Source organism: Streptomyces gilvus, from assembly GCF_022513565.1.
In the GTDB taxonomy this organism is placed as follows: domain Bacteria; phylum Actinomycetota; class Actinomycetes; order Streptomycetales; family Streptomycetaceae; genus Streptomyces; species Streptomyces gilvus.
The window spans coordinates 64,629-81,410 of sequence record NZ_JAKWBE010000022.1; the positions used below are offsets into that span (position 1 = coordinate 64,629).

Consider the following 16,782-nt stretch of genomic DNA (forward strand, 5'->3'; position numbering starts at 1 on the left):
TCCCCCGGGGGGCGACGGCGGAGGAGAGCGACATGCAGAACCCGGGCACCGCCACCCCGGAACGATTCCCCGCGCAGGACCGCCTCGCGGACGGCGCGCAGTACATCGCGGGACGCCCGACCAAGGGCACGTCCGGCCGTACGCACGCCGTCGTCGACCCGGCGACCGGCGCGGAGGTCTACACGTACGAGCTGGCCGGCCCGTACGACGTCGACGCGGCCGTCGCCGCCGCCCGAGAGGCCTTCCCGGGCTGGGCGGGTGCCACCCCGGGCGAGCGCTCGGACGCCCTGCACCGGTTCGCCGCCGTGATCGCCGACCGCGCCGAGGAGTTCGCGCGCGCCGAGGCGCTGCAGTGCGGCAAGCCGCTGAAGCTGACCCGTGAGTTCGACGTGCCGGGCACCATCGACAACACCGCGTTCTTCGCGGGCGCCGCCCGGCATCTGCAGGGGCAGTCGGCCGGTGAGTACTCCGGCGACCACACCTCGTACGTCCGCCGCGAACCGATCGGCGTCGTCGGCTCCATCGCGCCCTGGAACTACCCCCTGCAGATGGCCGCCTGGAAGATCCTCCCGGCGATCGCCGCGGGCAACACCATCGTGCTGAAGCCCGCCGAGCTGACCCCGCTCACCTCGCTGCTGTTCGCCCAGGCCGCGACCGACGCCGGCATCCCGGACGGTGTCGTCAACATCGTCACCGGCACCGGCAGGGAGGCCGGCGAGCACCTGGTCGCCCACCCCGACGTCGCCATGACCTCCTTCACCGGCTCCACCGCCGTCGGCAGGCGCGTCGCCGAGATCGCCACGGCGACCGTCAAGCGCCTGCACCTGGAGCTCGGCGGCAAGGCCCCCTTCGTCGTCTTCGACGACGCCGACCTCGAGGCGGCCGTCAACGGCGCGGTCGCGGGCGCGCTCATCAACACGGGGCAGGACTGCACGGCCGCCACGCGCGCGTATGTGCAGCGGCCCCTCTACGAGGCGTTCGTCGAGCGGACGGCCGCCCTCATGGAGACCGTCCGGCTCGGCGACCCGTTCGCGCCGGGCACCGACCTCGGACCGCTGATCTCGCACGTCCAGCGCGACCGCGTAGCCGGTTTCGTCGAGCGGGCGCGCTCCTACGCGCGCGTGGTCACCGGCGGCGAGGCTCCGCAGGGGGAGCTGAAGAGCGGCGCCTACTACCGCCCGACCCTCGTCGCCGACGCCGCACAGGACAGCGAGATCGTGCAGTCCGAGATCTTCGGACCGGTGCTGGTGGTCCTGCCGTTCGACAGCGACGACGAGGGCATCCGGCTCGCGAACGACACGCCGTACGGCCTCGCCGCCTCGGCCTGGAGCCGGGACGTCTACCGGGCGAACCGCGCCACCCGCGAGATCAGGGCGGGCTGCGTGTGGATCAACGACCACATTCCGATCATCAGCGAGATGCCCCACGGCGGGTACCAGGCGTCCGGCTTCGGCAAGGACATGTCCGCGTACTCGTTCGAGGAGTACACCCAGATCAAGCACGTCATGTTCGACAACACGGCGGTGGCCCGCAAGGACTGGCACCGCACGATCTTCGGGGACCGACAGCAGTAGAGCAGGCCGCCCGACCCGCGGCCGCGACTCCCGAAAGGGCAGCAGCGCATGGAGCAGTACGAGCCCGACCGCCTGTCACCGGCCGTGGCGGCCGCGATGCGGCGCAGCCTTCGCGACGGCCGGGCGGCGATGACCCGCCGGTCCCTGTTGCGCGCCTCCGCGGGCGGCGCGCTCACCCTCGGCGGCCTCGGCGCGCTGAGCGCCTGCGGCATCCCCGCGGCCGGCAAGACGAGCGGCGGAGTGTCGGCGGACGACCACTCGGCCAAGGAGAAGGAGGTCAACTTCTCCAACTGGCCCGAGTACATCGACGTGGACGACAGCGAGAAGCACCACCCCACGCTGGACGCGTTCCGCAAGCGGACCGGCATCACCGTCAAGTACACCGAGGACATCAACGACAACGACGAGTTCTTCGGCAAGATCCAGCCGCAGCTCGCCGCCGGCCAGGACACCGGCCGCGACCTGATCGTCCTCACCGACTGGCTGGCCGCCCGCATGATCCGGCTCGGCTACGTGCAGAAACTGGACGCGTCGAACCTGCCGCACGCCTACGCCAACCTCTCGGACCAGTTCCGCAGCCCCGACTGGGACCCGGGCCGCGCCTACTCGTACGTGTGGCAGGGCATCTCGACCGTCATCGCGTACAACAAGAAGGCCCTCGACGGCGTCGAGGTGAAGTCGGTCTCCGACCTCCTCGACAACCCCAGGCTCAAGGGCCGCGTCGGCTTCCTGACCGAGATGCGTGACACCGTCGGCATGACCATGCTGGACATGGGCAAGGACCCGGCGAAGTTCACCGACGACGACTACGACGCCGTCATCGCCCGCCTCCAGAAGGCCGTCGACAAGGGGCAGATCCGCCGCTTCACCGGCAACGACTACACGTCCGACCTCACCAAGGGCGACTTCGCCGCGTGCGTGGCCTGGGGCGGCGACATCGTCCAACTGCAGGCGGACAACCCGGACGTCGGCTACGTCATCCCCGACAGCGGCTACATGACGTCGACGGACAACATGATGATCCCCAACAAGGCCCGTCACAAGACGAACGCCGAGCGGCTCATCGACTACTACTACGAGCCCGAACCGGCCGCCGAACTCGCCGCCTACGTCAACTACGTCAGCCCCGTCGCGGGAGTGGTGCCCTACCTCGCAAAGATCGACAAGTCGGCGGCGAGCAACCCGTTGATCGTCCCCGACAAGGCCATGCAGGCGAAGTCCCACGCCTTCCGCGCGCTGAGCTCGAAGGAAGAGACCGCCTACCAGCAGAAGTTCGCGAAGCTCACAGGGGCGTGACGAAGATGACCAAGGACACCAGCGGCGACGTCCGCCTCGCCGGTATCAGCAAGACGTACGACAACGGTTTCACCGCCGTGCAGCCGCTCGACCTGACGGTGCCGCAGGGCTCCTTCTTCGCCCTGCTCGGCGCCTCCGGCTGCGGCAAGACCACCACCCTGCGCATGATCGCCGGGCTGGAGGAGCCCACCACGGGCACCGTCCACCTCGGCGACCAGGAGGTCACCCACCTGCAGCCGTACAAGCGGCCGGTGAACACCGTCTTCCAGTCGTACGCCCTCTTCCCGCACCTCGACATCTTCGAGAACGTCGCCTTCGGCCTGCGCCGGCGCGGCATCAAGAGCGTGAAGAAGCAGGTCGAGGACATGCTGGAGCTGGTCCAGCTCGGCGAGCAGGCCCGCAAGAAACCGCACCAGCTCTCCGGCGGCCAGCAGCAGCGCGTCGCCGTCGCCCGCGCCCTGATCAACCACCCCAAGGTGCTCCTGCTCGACGAGCCCCTCGGCGCCCTCGACCTCAAGCTGCGCCGCCAGATGCAGTTGGAGCTCAAGCGCATCCAGACCGAGGTCGGCATCACCTTCATCCATGTCACGCACGACCAGGAGGAGGCCATGACCATGGCCGACACGGTCGCCGTGATGAACGCGGGCCGCGTCGAGCAGCTCGGCTCCCCGACAGACCTGTACGAGAACCCGCAGACCACGTTCGTCGCCAACTTCCTCGGCACGTCCAACCTGATCGAGGCCGAGGTCGACACCAAGAGCGGCGACGACATCGTGCTCAGGGCGGGCGGCGGCAAGCTCGTGCTGCCCGAGGCGCGCTGCTCGGCGCCCACCACGACCGGCGGCAAGGTCCTGGTCGGTGTGCGCCCCGAGAAGATCTCCCTCACCCACGCCGACGACGCGGGCGAGATAGCCGAGGGCCGCAACCGCATCACCGGGAGGATCGCCGACTCCTCCTTCATCGGCGTCTCCACCCAGTACGTCATCGACAGCCCCGTCTGCCCCGAGTTCGAGGTCTACGCGCAGAACATCGACCGCGACGCCCGGCTGGTGCCCGGCGCCGAGGTCGTCCTGCACTGGAACCCGGCCCACACCTTCGGCCTCGACGCGGCACAGTCCCTGCTTGCTGGGACGGTGGGCGACGCCGGTGTCGCCGAGGTCGAGGAGGAGGCCGCCTGATGGCCGCCGTCACCGAGGCGCCGCCCCTGGCGCCGGCCCCCGAGAAGAAGCCCCCGCGCAAGCGGGGCCGCCTGGTGCCGTACTGGCTGCTGCTGCCCGGCATCCTCTGGCTGATCGTCTTCTTCGCGCTGCCGATGATCTACCAGGCCTCCACGTCCGTGCAGACGGGCTCCCTGGAGGAGGGCTACAAGGTCACCTGGCACTTCGCCACCTACTGGGACGCGCTGAGCGAGTACTGGCCGCAGTTCCTGCGCTCGGTCTCCTACGCCGCCGCCGCGACCGTGCTGTGCCTGCTGCTCGGGTATCCGCTGGCCTACCTGATCGCCTTCCGCGCGGGACGCTGGCGGAACCTGATCATGATCCTGGTGATCGCGCCGTTCTTCACCAGCTTCCTGATCCGCACCCTGGCCTGGAAGACGATCCTCGCCGACAACGGCCCGGTGGTGCACACCCTCAACTCGCTGCACGTCCTGGACCTGACCAACTGGCTGGGCTGGACGGCCGGCGACCGTGTGCTGGCGACACCGCTCGCGGTCGTGTGCGGACTGACGTACAACTTCTTGCCGTTCATGATCCTGCCGCTGTACACCTCGCTGGAGCGCATCGACGGACGGCTGCACGAGGCGGCGGGCGATCTGTACGCGAAGCCGTTCACCACCTTCCGCAAGGTGACCTTCCCGCTGTCGATGCCGGGCGTGGTCTCCGGCACCCTGCTGACCTTCATCCCGGCGGCCGGCGACTACGTCAACGCGGACCTGCTCGGTTCGACGGACACCCGGATGGTCGGAAACGTCATCCAGACGCAGTTCCTGAGAATTCTCGACTATCCGACGGCCGCCGCCCTTTCCTTCATCCTCATGGCCGCGATCCTCGCCATGGTCACCTTCTACATCCGCAAGTCCGGGACGGAGGATCTGGTTTAAATGGCCTTCGTCAACTGGCTCAAGCGTCATCTCGTCGTCATCGCGGGACTGATCACCCTCGGGTATCTCCTGCTGCCCAACGTCATCGTGACGGTGTTCTCCTTCAACAAACCGAAGGGGCGCTTCAACTACGAGTGGCAGCAGTTCTCCCTGGACGCCTGGAAACAGCCCTGCGGGGTCGCCGACATGTGCGGCTCGCTCTCCATCAGCCTGCGGATCGCCGCGCTCGCGACCATCGGCGCGACGGTCCTCGGCACCATGATCGCCTTCGCGCTGGTGCGTTACCGCTTCCGCGCGCGGGGCGCGGTGAACTCGCTGATCTTCCTGCCGATGGCGATGCCCGAGGTCGTGATGGCGGCCTCGCTGCTCACCCTGTTCCTCAACCTGGGTGCCCAGCTGGGCTTCTGGACGATCCTGATCGCCCACATCATGTTCTGCCTCAGCTTCGTCGTCGTCGCCGTCAAGGCGCGCGTGATGTCGATGGACCCGCGCCTGGAGGAGGCCGCGCGGGATCTGTACGCCAGCCCGGCGCAGACCTTCCTCAGGGTCACCCTGCCGATCGCGGCGCCGGGAATCGCCGCGGGCGCGCTGCTGTCCTTCGCGCTCTCCTTCGACGATTTCATCATCACCAATTTCAACGCGGGCTCGACCGTCACCTTCCCGATGTTCGTCTGGGGTTCGGCACAGCGCGGAACGCCCGTCCAGATCAACGTCATCGGCACGACCATGTTCCTCGTCGCGGTACTGCTGGTCCTGACCTCCATGGTCATCGGCAATCGCCGCAACAAGCAGAAGGCATAAGCACCTGTAGGGAGTTGAAATCATGGCCCCAAGCGCCATGAGCCGTTGGACGAAGGCACTTTCCGAAGCCCAGCCGGTCCCGTACTGGCTGGAAGACCCCGGCAAGCCCCACCCCGAGCCCGCGCTGACCGGCACCGAGACCTGCGATCTGCTGGTCGTCGGCGGCGGCTACAGCGGACTGTGGACCGCGCTGATCGCCAAGGAGCGCGATCCCGGACGGGATGTCGTCCTGCTGGAAGGCCGGGAGGCGGGCTGGGCCGCCTCCGGGCGCAACGGCGGCTTCTGCGCCGCCTCCCTCACCCACGGCCTGCCCAACGGCCTGACCCGCTGGCCGGAGGAGATCCACAAGCTTCAGGAACTCGGCGCCCGCAACCTGGACGAGATCGAGAAGGCGGTCGCCCGGCACGGCCTGGACTGCGACTTCGAGCGCACCGGCGAGATCGACGTGGCCACCGAGACCTACCAGGCCTGGGAACTGCGGGACTGGCACCAGGAGATGGAGCGCCAGGGACTCGCCGAGGGCGTCGAATTCCTGGACGCCGACGCGGTACGGGAACAGGTCGACTCACCGACCTTCCAGGCGGGTCTGTGGGACCGCAGGGGCGTCGCCATGCTGCACCCCGCCAAGCTGGCCTGGGGCCTCAAGCGCGCCTGCCTCCGCCTCGGCGTCCGCATCCACGAGCACACCCCGGCCCTCACCCTGAAGCCGTACGGCGCCGGGATGGCCGTGAGCACGCCGTACGGCTCGGTGCGCGCCCGCAAGGTCGCGCTCGGCACCAACATCTTCCCCAACCTGCTCAGGCGGGTGCGGGCGTACACCGTCCCGGTCTACGACTACGCCCTGATGACCGAGCCGCTGACCGCCGACCAACTGGCCTCCGTCGGCTGGAAGAACCGCCAGGGCCTCGGCGACTCGGCGAACCAGTTCCACTACTTCCGGCTCTCCGCCGACAACCGCGTCCTGTGGGGCGGTTACGACGCGGTCCACCACTACGGCGGCCGGGTGCGCGCCGAGTACGACGACCGTCCGGAGACCTACGCCAAGCTCGCCGGACACTTCTTCACCTGCTTCCCGCAGCTGGAGGGCGTCCGCTTCACGCACGCGTGGGGCGGCGCGATCGACACCTGCTCCCGCTTCTCCGCGTTCTTCGGCACCGCGCACCAGGGCCGGGTGTCGTACGCGGCCGGCTACACGGGCCTGGGCGTCGGCGCCACCCGCTTCGGCGCCGAGGTCATGCTGGACCTGCTGGCGGGGGAGGCCACGGAGCGCACCTCGCTGGAGATGGTCCGCAAGAAGCCGCTCCCCTTCCCGCCCGAACCCTTCGCCTGGACCGGCATCGCCCTCACCAAGTGGTCGCTCGCCCGGGCCGACTCCCACGCCGGCCACCGCAACCTGTGGCTGCGCACGATGGACAGACTCGGACTCGGTTTCGACAGCTAGGCGTTCAGATGTGACCCGGTTCACCGAGAAAGGTGAACGAAACCCGCGTAATGCGGGCCGGAAGACCTCCCTCTCTCCCGTGACGCGACCAGCGTCCAGGAGAGAGGGAGGTCTTCTCATGACTGGGGCGAAGACGGCGGTCGAGTGGCTGGCATCCGTTGCTCCGGATCCCGGGGCCTGCCGCCGGGAATGGGAGCGCAACCCCCTCGGGGTCGCGCTGCTGCCCGCCGGCAAGGCCTGGGACGTACTGATCCTGCCGGGCGAGCTCGGCTATCCCACGCTCGACGTCCTCACCCGCGTCCTCGACCAGCTCGGCCCCGTGCTGGTCGACTTCGGGGACGCGCGCATGGGCTTCTTCGTGCCGCCCGGAACCGCCGCCCGCTGGCTGGGCACCGGCATCCGTACGGCAGGCGCCGGCACCTGGATCGTGGTGCCGTACCCGGGCCGCTCCACCGGCGGCGTCCGCTGGCTGGTGCCGCCGGACGGCTCGGGCACCCTCACGGACCCGGCGCTGCTGGAACTGGCGATGCACGAAGCTGCCGCAGGCTTGGCCGAGGACGACTGAGCGCCGTGACCCTCGACAGCCTGACGAGAAAGGCGAACTGCGGCCCGTATGCCACCCACGGCACCTGGCCCACCCTGCGCGGTCTGATGACCTGGTCGATCAACGGGGACCGGTACTCGAACCGGGAGTTCCACAAGACGTTCGACGGCTGTTTCGGCTGAGGAGCGCCCAGAAGCCCGTCAGCAGCATCGCGCACAGGCACCAACTGGCCACGACGTCCAGTGGCCAGTGGTAGCCGCGCCGGACGAGGCCGTAGCCGACAGCGAGATTCACGACCGCGCAGGCGATGACCAGTTCACGGCGTGCGTACACCGAGCGGAGCCAGGGGAGGAGGAGCAGGGTCGCCGCGCCGTACGCGACGGAGGCGGTGGCGGTGTGGCCGGACGGGTAGTAGCCGGTGCCCACGCCCGTGACCGGTGGGCCCGGACGGTCGATCAGCGCCTTGAGCGGGACGACCAGGGCCGGGACCAGCGCCATCAGGACGGCCGCCGCGAGGGGCGGCAGCCACCAGCGGTCTGTACCGGTGGCGCGTCCGCGCCAGGCGACGTATCCGATGACGACGGCGAGCACCGGCACGGCGACGCCCGCGCCGCCCAGGTCGGCGAGAACGCCGTAGAAGGGCTGCGGGTCCACGAGGGCGCGGCTGACCCGCCCGTCCACGCGCACCAGCGGGCCGCCGGCCGCGACCTGCCAGGTGATCAGCGCGAAGAGCAGGGCGGGAAGCCCGAGAAGGAGGAGGAAGAAGGAGGCCGGCCGCCCCGGAACAGGGGGGGTCGTTCCGGGGCGGCCGATCTGACCGGATGGACGCCCACCCCGGGGGGTTTGGGGCGGGCGACTGTCCGATCGGTGAGGAGATCCGGAGCCGGAGGCTCCGGGTGTGTGCGCGAGGGCACGACCAGGTCGTAGCTGGGGAGGCCACGGCCTGAAGTCGCCCACAGTCCCCTGTGGGCGGGGTGTATCTCTCATCTGGATAGAACCTACGGCAGTCCGGTGGTCGAAGACAGGCGGAATCGAGTCCCGACAGACACCTCGCACACGTTCTTCACACGGCCTGCCGCTCGCCGCCCCGGCCGCGGAATCCCGGCGCTCGAAAGGGCTGGGGCGGCTGGGGCGGGAGAGACCGGTCCCCTGTGCGTGAGCTGCGGATTCCCTGTGTCTCAGATCCGCGCGAGGGCCTGCTCGATGATGTCGAGACCCTCGCTCAGCAGCTCCTCGCCGATGACCAGCGGGGGCAGGAAGCGGAGGACGTTTCCGTAGGTGCCACAGGTCAGGACCAGCAGACCCTCCTGGTGGCAGGCCTTGGCCAGCGCGGCGGTCGACTCCGGGTCGGGCTCCTTGGTCGTACGGTCCTTGACCAGCTCGACGGCGATCATGGCGCCGCGGCCGCGGACGTCGCCGATGACGTCGAACTTGTCGGCCATGGCCGTGAGCCGGGGCTTCATGATCGACTCGATGGTCTTCGCCCGGGCGTTGAGGTCGAGCTCCTTCATGGTCTCGATGGCGCCCAGCGCACCGGCGCAGGCCACCGGGTTGCCGCCGTAGGTGCCGCCCAGACCGCCCGCGTGCGCGGCGTCCATGATCTCGGCGCGACCGGTGACGGCGGCCAGCGGGAGGCCGCCCGCGATGCCCTTGGCGGTGGTGATCAGGTCCGGGACAATCCCCTCGTCCTCGCAGGCGAACCACTGGCCGGTGCGGCAGAAGCCGGACTGGATCTCGTCGGCGACGAAGACGATGCCGTTGTCCGAGGCGAACTTCCGGATCGCCGGCAGGAAGCCCTTCGCCGGTTCGATGAAGCCGCCCTCGCCGAGCACCGGCTCGATGATGATCGCGGCCACGTTGTCCGGGCCGACCTGCTTGCTGATCTGGTCGATGGCCTGCGCGGCGGCCTCCGGACCGGCGTTCTCCGGGCCGGTCGGCCAGCGGTAGCCGTAGGCCATGGGCACCCGGTACACCTCGGGCGCGAACGGCCCGAAGCCGTGCTTGTACGGCATGTTCTTCGCGGTGAGCGCCATCGTGAGGTTGGTGCGGCCGTGGTAGCCGTGGTCGAAGACGACGACGGCCTGGCGCTTGGTGTACGCGCGGGCGATCTTGACGGCGTTCTCGACGGCCTCGGCGCCGGAGTTGAACAGCGCCGACTTCTTCGCGTGGTCACCCGGGGTGAGCTCGGCGAGGGCCTCGGCGACCTCCACGTAGCCCTCGTACGGGGTGACCATGAAACAGGTGTGGGTGAAGTCGGCGAGCTGGGCGGAGGCCCGGCGTACGACGGCCTCGGCGGACGCGCCGACGGACGTCACCGCGATGCCGGAACCGAAGTCGATCAGCCGGTTGCCGTCGACGTCCTCGATGATCCCGCCGCCCGCGCGCGCGGTGAACACGGGCAGCACGGAGCCCACGCCCTGCGCGACCGCGGCGGTACGGCGGGCCTGCAGCTCCTGCGACTTCGGGCCGGGGATGGCGGTGACGACGCGGCGCTCCTGCGGAAGTGCGCTCATGAGGGGCTCCTGGGGGGAATTGCGGTTTCCTGCCTTCTTTTCTCGCAGGCTAGGACGGGGAGAGGGGGGTGGGCATGCTCCATGTGGGCGTTGTCGGCGGATCGGGTTGTCCGCGGTGGACATGGCGCATCCGGGAGCACCCGGGTCCGCTCGGCCGCGCAGTCGGTGAACTCCCTTGGCGGGGGCGTTAGATTGACCGCTGAAGGTGGACGGAAGCGGCTGGTCAGGGAGCGAGGGCGATGGACAGCGACGGGACGCGGGACGCGCGGGAGACGCATGCGAATCCTGTGCCGCGGGCACGCTCCGCGGTGCCGCCGATGCCCACGCGGGCGCCGTCGGTGCCGCCACCGGACAGCTCGGCGTTCCTGACCTGGCTGCGGGCGCCGCGCCCGGAGACGCTGCCCGGGGTGTGGCGGTTCGGGCACAAGCCCCGCGCGCAGGAGGAACCGGAACTCATCCCCGCCCGCCAGCTGGTCAGCGGCGCCCTGATCGCCTTCCTCGTCGGCTGGCTCGTCTGGTCGCTGCTGTGGAACGGCTACCTGGGCGGCTGGTGGCTGCTGCCGCTCTACGCGATGATCCCGGACTCCTGGGCCGAGCCGCACAGCTTCGCCTCGGTCGTGGTCGTCTACGCCTACTACGTGCTGATCGCCCTGATCATCATGCTGGCCGTCGGCAGGCTCGGCCGCTGGAGCGAGATCTGGCGCCGCTACGGCCCGCCCGCCTGGCGCGGCAAGGCCACCCCCCGTACCGAGCGCCCGCCCGCCCCCGACCACGACCCCGCCGAGTGGCCGCAGCTGCGTGCCGCCGGAGCCGTCGACGCCGCCGAGCGGCTCGCCGCCGAGGCGCGCGCCGGGAGGATGCGGGACGTCGACCACGCGCGGATCGTCCGGGCCTGGCAGGGCGTGCGCAGCGGCCGGTTCAACCTCGCCACGTTCACCTCGGCCGTGCTCAAGGACGGCGCCGCCGCCTGTCTGCACCCCTCCGGCGAGCGCGACCTGCCCGCCCGGATCGCCCGCCACGACCTGCTCACCGGGCAGGTACGGCTCGGCACCACCGCCGACGACCCCCGCAACCCCTACGCCTACCGCGGCGCCGGGCTCGGCCTCGGCACCGAACTGCTCGGCACCTCCCTGCTCGCCGTCGGCCCGGCCGGCTCCGGCAAGACCGGCACCGTGGTGCGCCCGCTCGCCGAGTCGCTGTGCCTGCACGCGCTGGCCGGACGGGCCGCGGTCGTCGTGGTCGGCGCGGCCGGCGCGGGGCTCGGACCGGCCGACGCCTTCGACGTCGTCGTACGGATCGGGAACCTGGAGTCCGAGTACGACCTGGACCTGTACGGCGGGAGCGCCGATCCCGACGAGGCGGCGGCCGTGCTCGCCGAGGCGCTGGTCGGGGACCTCGCCGATCCGCACCCGGGCAGCGACAGCCGGCGCTCCACGACCGTGCTCGCCCAGCTGCTCGGACCGTTCCGGGCGGTCCACGGCCGCTTCCCCTCCGTACCCGAGCTGCGCCGGCTGCTCGACGGCGCTCCCGAGCCGCTGCGGGAGCTGCGCACCGCGCTGCAGGACTCCGGGCAGGAGTCGCTGATCCGTGAACTGGACGCGCGGGAGCGGCAGTCGGGGCATCCCGGTGATGTGGCGGCGGTGCTCGCGGACCGGGTGGCGCTGCTGGACCGGCCCGCTTTCGCGGGGTTCTTCGACACCTCCGGACAGTCCAAGCCGTTCTCCCTCAAGGCCCTCGACCACCCGGTCCGGGTGCGGATCGACCTGCCCGAGCGCGGACACGCGGACGCCTCCCGGATGCTGGCCCGGCTGGTGCTCGCGCAGTTCACGGCCAGTGTGGCGGTACGGGAGGACCGGTCGCTGTTCGCCTGTCTGGTGCTGGACGACGCGACGGGCCTCGTCACCCCGGAGGCGGTGCGCGGCATCCAGCGGCTGCGGTCGGGGAACGCCGGCGTCGTGCTGACCCTGCGCACCCTGGACGACGTACCCAGGCCCCTGCGCGGTCCGCTGCTGGGTGCCGTCGGCTGCCGGATGGCGCTGTCCGGGCTCACCCCCTGGGACGGACAGGACTTCGCCGAGGTGTGGGGCAAGGAGTGGATCGAGGCGCGGGACGTCACCGACCGGCAGATCATCGCCGAGACCCCGGCCGGCAAGGCCCTGCACATACTGCGCCGGGTGATCACCGGAAAGGCGCCCACGCAGCGCGCGGTGACCGTGCGTCAGGTGGAGCGGGAGCGCTGGTCGGCGTCCGAGCTGGCGCACGGGGTGCCGCCGGGCCACGCGGTGCTGTCCCTGACGAACGTGAAGGGGGAGCACGCGCCGCCGTTGCTGGTGGACCTCAGGGGCTGACACCGGATCGTACGGTACGGCGGAATCGGCATAGTCTGTTCATACACGGTGGCCAAGTGATCACAGGGATCACGCCGCCCACACAGACCTGAAGGCCCCATGCCCCCGACCCTCGCCTCGCTCGTGCACCACTCCGCGCTCAAGCTGACCGTGCGCGCGGGCGAGGACCGGCTGGACGTGCCCGTCCGCTGGGCGCACGTCAGCGAGCTCGCCGACCCCGTGCCGTACATGGAGGGCGGCGAGCTGCTGCTGATCACCGCGCTGAAGCTGGACGCGGAGGACCCGGAGGCGATGCGCCGGTATGTGAAGCGGCTGGTGGGCGCCGGGGTCGTCGGGCTCGGCTTCGCGGTCGGGGTCAACTACGAGGAGATCCCGAAGGCGCTGGTCGACGCGGCGGAACAGGAGGGGCTGCCCCTGCTGGAGGTGCCGCGCCGCACGCCGTTCCTCGCCATCAGCAAGGCCGTGTCCGCCGAGATCGCGGCCGACCAGTACCGGGCGGTGACGGCCGGCTTCGCCGCCCAGCGGGAACTGACCCGGCAGGCGCTCGCCGAAGGCCCGGAGGGACTGCTCGCCGCGCTCGCCGGACAGGTCGACGGCTGGGCCGCGCTGTACGACGCCTCCGGTGCCGTCGTCGCGACCGCGCCGGAGTGGGCGGGGCGGCGGGCCGCGCGGCTCACGGCGGACGTGGAGCGGCTGCGGGAGCGGCCGGCGCCGGCGTCCTCGGTGGTCGGCGGCCCGGACGGCGAGGACCGGGTCGAGCTGCACTCGCTCGGCACGGGGCGCCGGCCGCGGGCCGCGCTCGCGGTGGGGACGGCCTCGGCGCTCGGTACGGCCGAGCGGTACGCGGTCCATTCGGCGATCGCCCTGCTGACGCTCACCACCGAGCGGTCCCGCTCGCTGCGCGCCGCCGAGCAGCGGATCGGGGTGGCGGTGCTGCGGATGCTGCTCGCCGGGGAGCCGGACCACGCGCGGGCCGTGGCCGGGGACCTGTACGGCGGGCTGTTGGACGCCCCCTTCCGGATGATCGTCGCCGAGTCGGCCCCGGCCGTCCGGATGAGCGTCGACTCCCACGCGCACCTGGAGACGGCCAGAACCGGGACCGACGCCGTCGGCCCCGATCCGCTGGCCGCGCTCGCCGAGGCAGCGGAGTCCGCCGCCGCGCGGGCGGGGGAGCCCCTGCTGGTCGTACCCGACGGGGAGCGGCTGATGGTGCTCGCGGCCGACGAGGGGGCGGTACTGGCGGCCTGCGCGGACTTCGCGGCGGGCCTGGAGGCCGCGCGGACGGGGGCGGCCCGGGAGCAACTGGGCGGCGACGAGGGCGAACTGGTCGTCGGCGTGTCGGCACCGGTCGGCCCGATCGCCGTCGCGGCGGCCTACAAACAGGCCGAGCAGGCGCTGTCGGTCGCCCGGCGGCGGGGGCGGGTGTACGTGGCGCACGAGCAGATGGCCTCCGGTTCCGTGCTGCCGCTGCTGGCCGACGACGCGGTGAAGGCATTCGCGGACGGCCTGCTGCGCCCGCTGTACGAACACGACGCGACCGGCCGGGGCGACCTGGTGGCCTCACTCCGGGCCTGGCTGTCCCGACACGGCCAGTGGGACGCGGCGGCGGCCGACCTGGGCGTCCACCGCCACACCCTGCGCTACCGCATGCGCCGCGTAGAGGAGATCCTGGGCCGCTCCCTGGACGACCCGGACGTACGGATGGAACTGTGGCTGGCCCTGAAGGCGACGTCAGCGGACTAGGGCCCGGGCCCTGAGCCCCAGCCGACTCCTCGCCCGCCGACTGCCGGACACACCCTCGCCCGGCGCTTGGAGGAGATCCGCGGGCCGGCCAACGGGGTGTGTCTGGCTGGTCGCCGCCGGCTGCGGGGTGGGTCTTTGCTGGGTGGCCCGGGAGGTCTGTGGGTCGGCCGATGGGGCGCGTCCGGCTGGTCGCCGCCGGCTGCGGGGCGGGTGTTTCCGGGCGGGCGGGGAGTTCTGTGGGTTCGCCAATGCGGTGCGTCTGGTTGGTCGGCGCCGGCTGCCAGACACCCCTGCCGGGCGGGGCGGGGAGGCGGTCGGACCCGGGATGAGCCGCAGGCGGCTGGTCGGCCGCTGGCCGCCGGAGGCCCCCCTCGCCCAGCGGGTGGTCGGGCCCGGCAGGAGGGGGCACGTGGCTGGTCGGCGCCGGCGGTCGGCGGACGCCCCCGAGCCCGCAGCTCGGCGAGGCGCTCGCCCGCGGTGGAGATCTGCTCGCCGAGTGCGACTCCTCGTGGTCGCGGGCCACCACGGCGAGCAGGGGCCGGGCCGGCCCGCTGGCCGCCGGAGGCCCCCCTCGCCCAGCGGGTCGGGGAAATGGTGGGGCCCGGCAGGAGGGGGGCACGTGGCTGGTCGGCGCCGGCGGTCGGTGGAGGCCCCCGAGCCCGCAGCTCGGCGAGGCGTTCGCCCGCGGTGGAGATCTGCTCGCCGAGTGCGACTCCTCGTGGTCGCGGGGCACCACGGCGAGCAGGGTCCGGGCCGGTGCGTCCGGGGGGCGGTGGACTCGCCAAAGCGGCACACCCGGCCCGTCGACCACTACACCCCGGACAAACGCACCCCCGCCCGCCGCGTCCTACCGTGGACGCGAACCCCTTGGACACCCCAACGGAAGGGCCGGGATCCCGCAATGACTTCCACCACCGCCTTCTGGCTCGCCGGCCGCCAGGTCACCGGCGAGGACACCGTCGACGTCACCTCCCCGTGGGACGGCCATGTGGTCGGCCGGGTGAGCGTGCCGACGGACGCGCAGGTAGAGGAGGCCGTCGCCGCCGCGTACGCCGTGCGCGACGAGTTCGCCGCCACCCCCGCCCACGTCCGCGCCGCCGCCCTGGACCACGTCAGCCGCCGACTCGTGGAGCGCACCGAGGAGATCGCCCGGCTGATCTCCGCCGAGAACGGCAAGCCCATCAAGTGGGCGCGCGGCGAGGTCGGCCGTGCCGTCTCCGTGTTCCGGTTCGCCGCCGAGGAGGCCCGGCGCTTCAACAGCGGCGAGGCCCAGCGCCTCGACACCGACCTCGGCGGCCAGGGCCGGCTCGCGCTGACCCGCCGCTTCCCCAAGGGCGTCGTCCTCGGCATCGCGCCGTTCAACTTCCCGCTCAACCTCTGCGCCCACAAGATCGCCCCCGCGATCGCCGCCGGTGCGCCGATCATCCTGAAGCCGGCCCCGGCCACCCCGCTCTCCGGCCTGATCATCGGCGACCTTCTCGCCGAGACCGAGCTCCCGGCCGGCTCCTGGAGCATCCTCCCGGTCGCCAACGACAGGATGCCCGCCCTGGTCCAGGACGAGCGGCTGCCGGTCATCTCCTTCACGGGCTCCGACAAGGTCGGCTACGCGATCATGGACTCGGTGCCGCGCAAGCACCTCACGCTGGAGCTCGGCGGCAACGGCGCGGCCGTCGTCCTCGCCGACTACGCGAGCGACGCCGACCTCGACTGGGCCGCCACCCGCATCGCGACCTTCTCCAACTACCAGGGCGGCCAGTCCTGCATCTCCGTGCAGCGGGTCATCGCCGACGCCTCCGTGTACGACCGGCTGCTGCCGCGCATCGTCGCCGCCGTCGAGGCCCAGGTCACCGGCGACCCGAGCGACGACAAGACGGACGTCGGCCCGCTGGTCAGCGAGGACGCCGCCAAGCGCGTCGAGTCGTGGGTGAAGGAGGCCGTGGAGGCGGGCGCGACCCTGCTCACCGGCGGCGACCGCGACGGCGCCTCCTACGCGCCGACCGTCCTCACCGACGTTCCGGCCGACGTGACCATCTCCTGCGAGGAGGTCTTCGGCCCCGTCCTGACCGTGCAGAAGGCGGACGGCGAGGACGCGGCCTTCGCGGCCGTCAACTCCTCCAAGTACGGCCTGCAGGCAGGCGTGTTCACCCACGACCTGCAGGCCGCCTTCCGCGCCCACCGCGCCCTCGAGGTCGGCGGCGTCGTCATCGGCGACGTCCCCTCCTACCGCGCCGACCAGATGCCGTACGGCGGCGCCAAGCAGTCCGGCGTGGGCCGCGAGGGCGTGAAGTTCGCGATGGACGACTACACCTACGAGCGCGTGCTCGTGCTGACCGGCCTCGCTCTCTGACCCGGACGAGCGCCGAGCCGAACAGGCTGGTTAATGGGAACCGTTTTCATATAGGCTCCCCGAAGGGGCCCGGC

At 71.5% G+C, this 16,782-nt stretch carries 12 protein-coding genes; 10 read left to right on the plus strand and 2 right to left on the minus strand.

Annotated elements, in window-relative coordinates:
- Positions 1-32: 32 nt before the first annotated feature.
- From MKW14_RS28530 to MKW14_RS28560, 7 genes are all read left to right on the plus strand, one after another.
- The gene (locus MKW14_RS28530; RefSeq protein ID WP_240867025.1) at positions 33-1,574 is read left to right on the plus strand and encodes a gamma-aminobutyraldehyde dehydrogenase; all 1,542 of its coding nucleotides are present in this window, start codon (positions 33-35) and stop codon (positions 1,572-1,574) included.
- 48 nt (positions 1,575-1,622) lie between these two features.
- Entirely contained in the window at positions 1,623-2,870 is a 1,248-nt protein-coding gene (locus MKW14_RS28535) for an ABC transporter substrate-binding protein (protein WP_240867027.1), read from the plus strand.
- Positions 2,871-2,875: 5 nt separating this feature from the next.
- Positions 2,876-4,048 carry an ABC transporter ATP-binding protein gene (locus MKW14_RS28540; RefSeq protein WP_240867173.1) on the plus strand — a complete coding sequence of 391 codons (1,173 nt, stop codon included), beginning with the start codon at positions 2,876-2,878 and terminating at the stop codon, positions 4,046-4,048.
- Positions 4,048-4,971, plus strand: a complete 924-nt coding sequence (locus MKW14_RS28545) for an ABC transporter permease (protein WP_240867031.1) — start codon at positions 4,048-4,050, stop codon at positions 4,969-4,971. Before MKW14_RS28540 ends, MKW14_RS28545 begins: the two co-directional genes overlap by 1 nt.
- On the plus strand, positions 4,972-5,772 hold the full coding sequence (locus MKW14_RS28550; RefSeq protein WP_240867035.1) for an ABC transporter permease: 801 nt from the start codon (positions 4,972-4,974) through the stop codon (positions 5,770-5,772).
- Positions 5,773-5,794: 22 nt separating this feature from the next.
- A complete protein-coding gene (locus MKW14_RS28555) occupies positions 5,795-7,213 on the plus strand; it encodes an NAD(P)/FAD-dependent oxidoreductase (protein WP_240867038.1) in 1,419 nt (472 codons plus the stop codon).
- A gap of 118 nt (positions 7,214-7,331) precedes the next feature.
- The gene (locus MKW14_RS28560) at positions 7,332-7,778 is read left to right on the plus strand and encodes a bifunctional DNA primase/polymerase (RefSeq protein ID WP_240867041.1); all 447 of its coding nucleotides are present in this window, start codon (positions 7,332-7,334) and stop codon (positions 7,776-7,778) included.
- 99 nt (positions 7,779-7,877) lie between these two features.
- On the opposite strand, the gene MKW14_RS28565 is transcribed toward MKW14_RS28560, so the two are convergent.
- Together MKW14_RS28565 and gabT are read right to left on the minus strand one after the other, a co-directional pair.
- Positions 7,878-8,744 carry a phosphatase PAP2 family protein gene (locus MKW14_RS28565; protein WP_240867043.1) on the minus strand — a complete coding sequence of 289 codons (867 nt, stop codon included), beginning with the start codon at positions 8,742-8,744 and terminating at the stop codon, positions 7,878-7,880.
- Between the two features lie 191 nt (positions 8,745-8,935).
- A complete protein-coding gene (gene gabT, locus MKW14_RS28570) occupies positions 8,936-10,270 on the minus strand; it encodes a 4-aminobutyrate--2-oxoglutarate transaminase (protein ID WP_240867045.1) in 1,335 nt (444 codons plus the stop codon).
- Between the two features lie 239 nt (positions 10,271-10,509).
- Here gabT and MKW14_RS28575 point away from each other — a divergent pair, with 239 nt between their 5' ends.
- The 3 genes from MKW14_RS28575 to MKW14_RS28585 all read left to right on the plus strand — a co-directional run bounded on the left by MKW14_RS28575 (position 10,510) and on the right by MKW14_RS28585 (position 16,708).
- Positions 10,510-12,618: an ATP-binding protein gene (locus MKW14_RS28575; RefSeq protein WP_240867047.1), complete on the plus strand. Its 2,109-nt coding sequence runs from the start codon at positions 10,510-10,512 to the stop codon at positions 12,616-12,618.
- Positions 12,619-12,717: 99 nt separating this feature from the next.
- Positions 12,718-14,361: a PucR family transcriptional regulator gene (locus tag MKW14_RS28580; RefSeq protein ID WP_240867049.1), complete on the plus strand. Its 1,644-nt coding sequence runs from the start codon at positions 12,718-12,720 to the stop codon at positions 14,359-14,361.
- Between the two features lie 901 nt (positions 14,362-15,262).
- Positions 15,263-16,708, plus strand: a complete 1,446-nt coding sequence (locus MKW14_RS28585) for an aldehyde dehydrogenase family protein (RefSeq protein ID WP_240867052.1) — start codon at positions 15,263-15,265, stop codon at positions 16,706-16,708.
- Positions 16,709-16,782 lie beyond the last annotated feature (74 nt).

Coding starts and splice junctions, on each gene's coding strand:
- MKW14_RS28580 (WP_240867049.1), top strand. CDS start 12,718: ATGCCCCCGACCCTCGCCTCGCTCGTGCACCACTCCGCGCTCAAGCTG.
- MKW14_RS28535 (WP_240867027.1), top strand. CDS start 1,623: ATGGAGCAGTACGAGCCCGACCGCCTGTCACCGGCCGTGGCGGCCGCG.
- MKW14_RS28540 (WP_240867173.1), top strand. CDS start 2,876: ATGACCAAGGACACCAGCGGCGACGTCCGCCTCGCCGGTATCAGCAAG.
- MKW14_RS28550 (WP_240867035.1), top strand. CDS start 4,972: ATGGCCTTCGTCAACTGGCTCAAGCGTCATCTCGTCGTCATCGCGGGA.
- MKW14_RS28585 (WP_240867052.1), top strand. CDS start 15,263: ATGACTTCCACCACCGCCTTCTGGCTCGCCGGCCGCCAGGTCACCGGC.
- MKW14_RS28530 (WP_240867025.1), top strand. CDS start 33: ATGCAGAACCCGGGCACCGCCACCCCGGAACGATTCCCCGCGCAGGAC.
- MKW14_RS28555 (WP_240867038.1), top strand. CDS start 5,795: ATGGCCCCAAGCGCCATGAGCCGTTGGACGAAGGCACTTTCCGAAGCC.
- MKW14_RS28560 (WP_240867041.1), top strand. CDS start 7,332: ATGACTGGGGCGAAGACGGCGGTCGAGTGGCTGGCATCCGTTGCTCCG.
- gabT (WP_240867045.1), bottom strand. CDS start 10,270: ATGAGCGCACTTCCGCAGGAGCGCCGCGTCGTCACCGCCATCCCCGGC.
- MKW14_RS28565 (WP_240867043.1), bottom strand. CDS start 8,744: ATGAGAGATACACCCCGCCCACAGGGGACTGTGGGCGACTTCAGGCCG.
- MKW14_RS28545 (WP_240867031.1), top strand. CDS start 4,048: ATGGCCGCCGTCACCGAGGCGCCGCCCCTGGCGCCGGCCCCCGAGAAG.
- MKW14_RS28575 (WP_240867047.1), top strand. CDS start 10,510: ATGGACAGCGACGGGACGCGGGACGCGCGGGAGACGCATGCGAATCCT.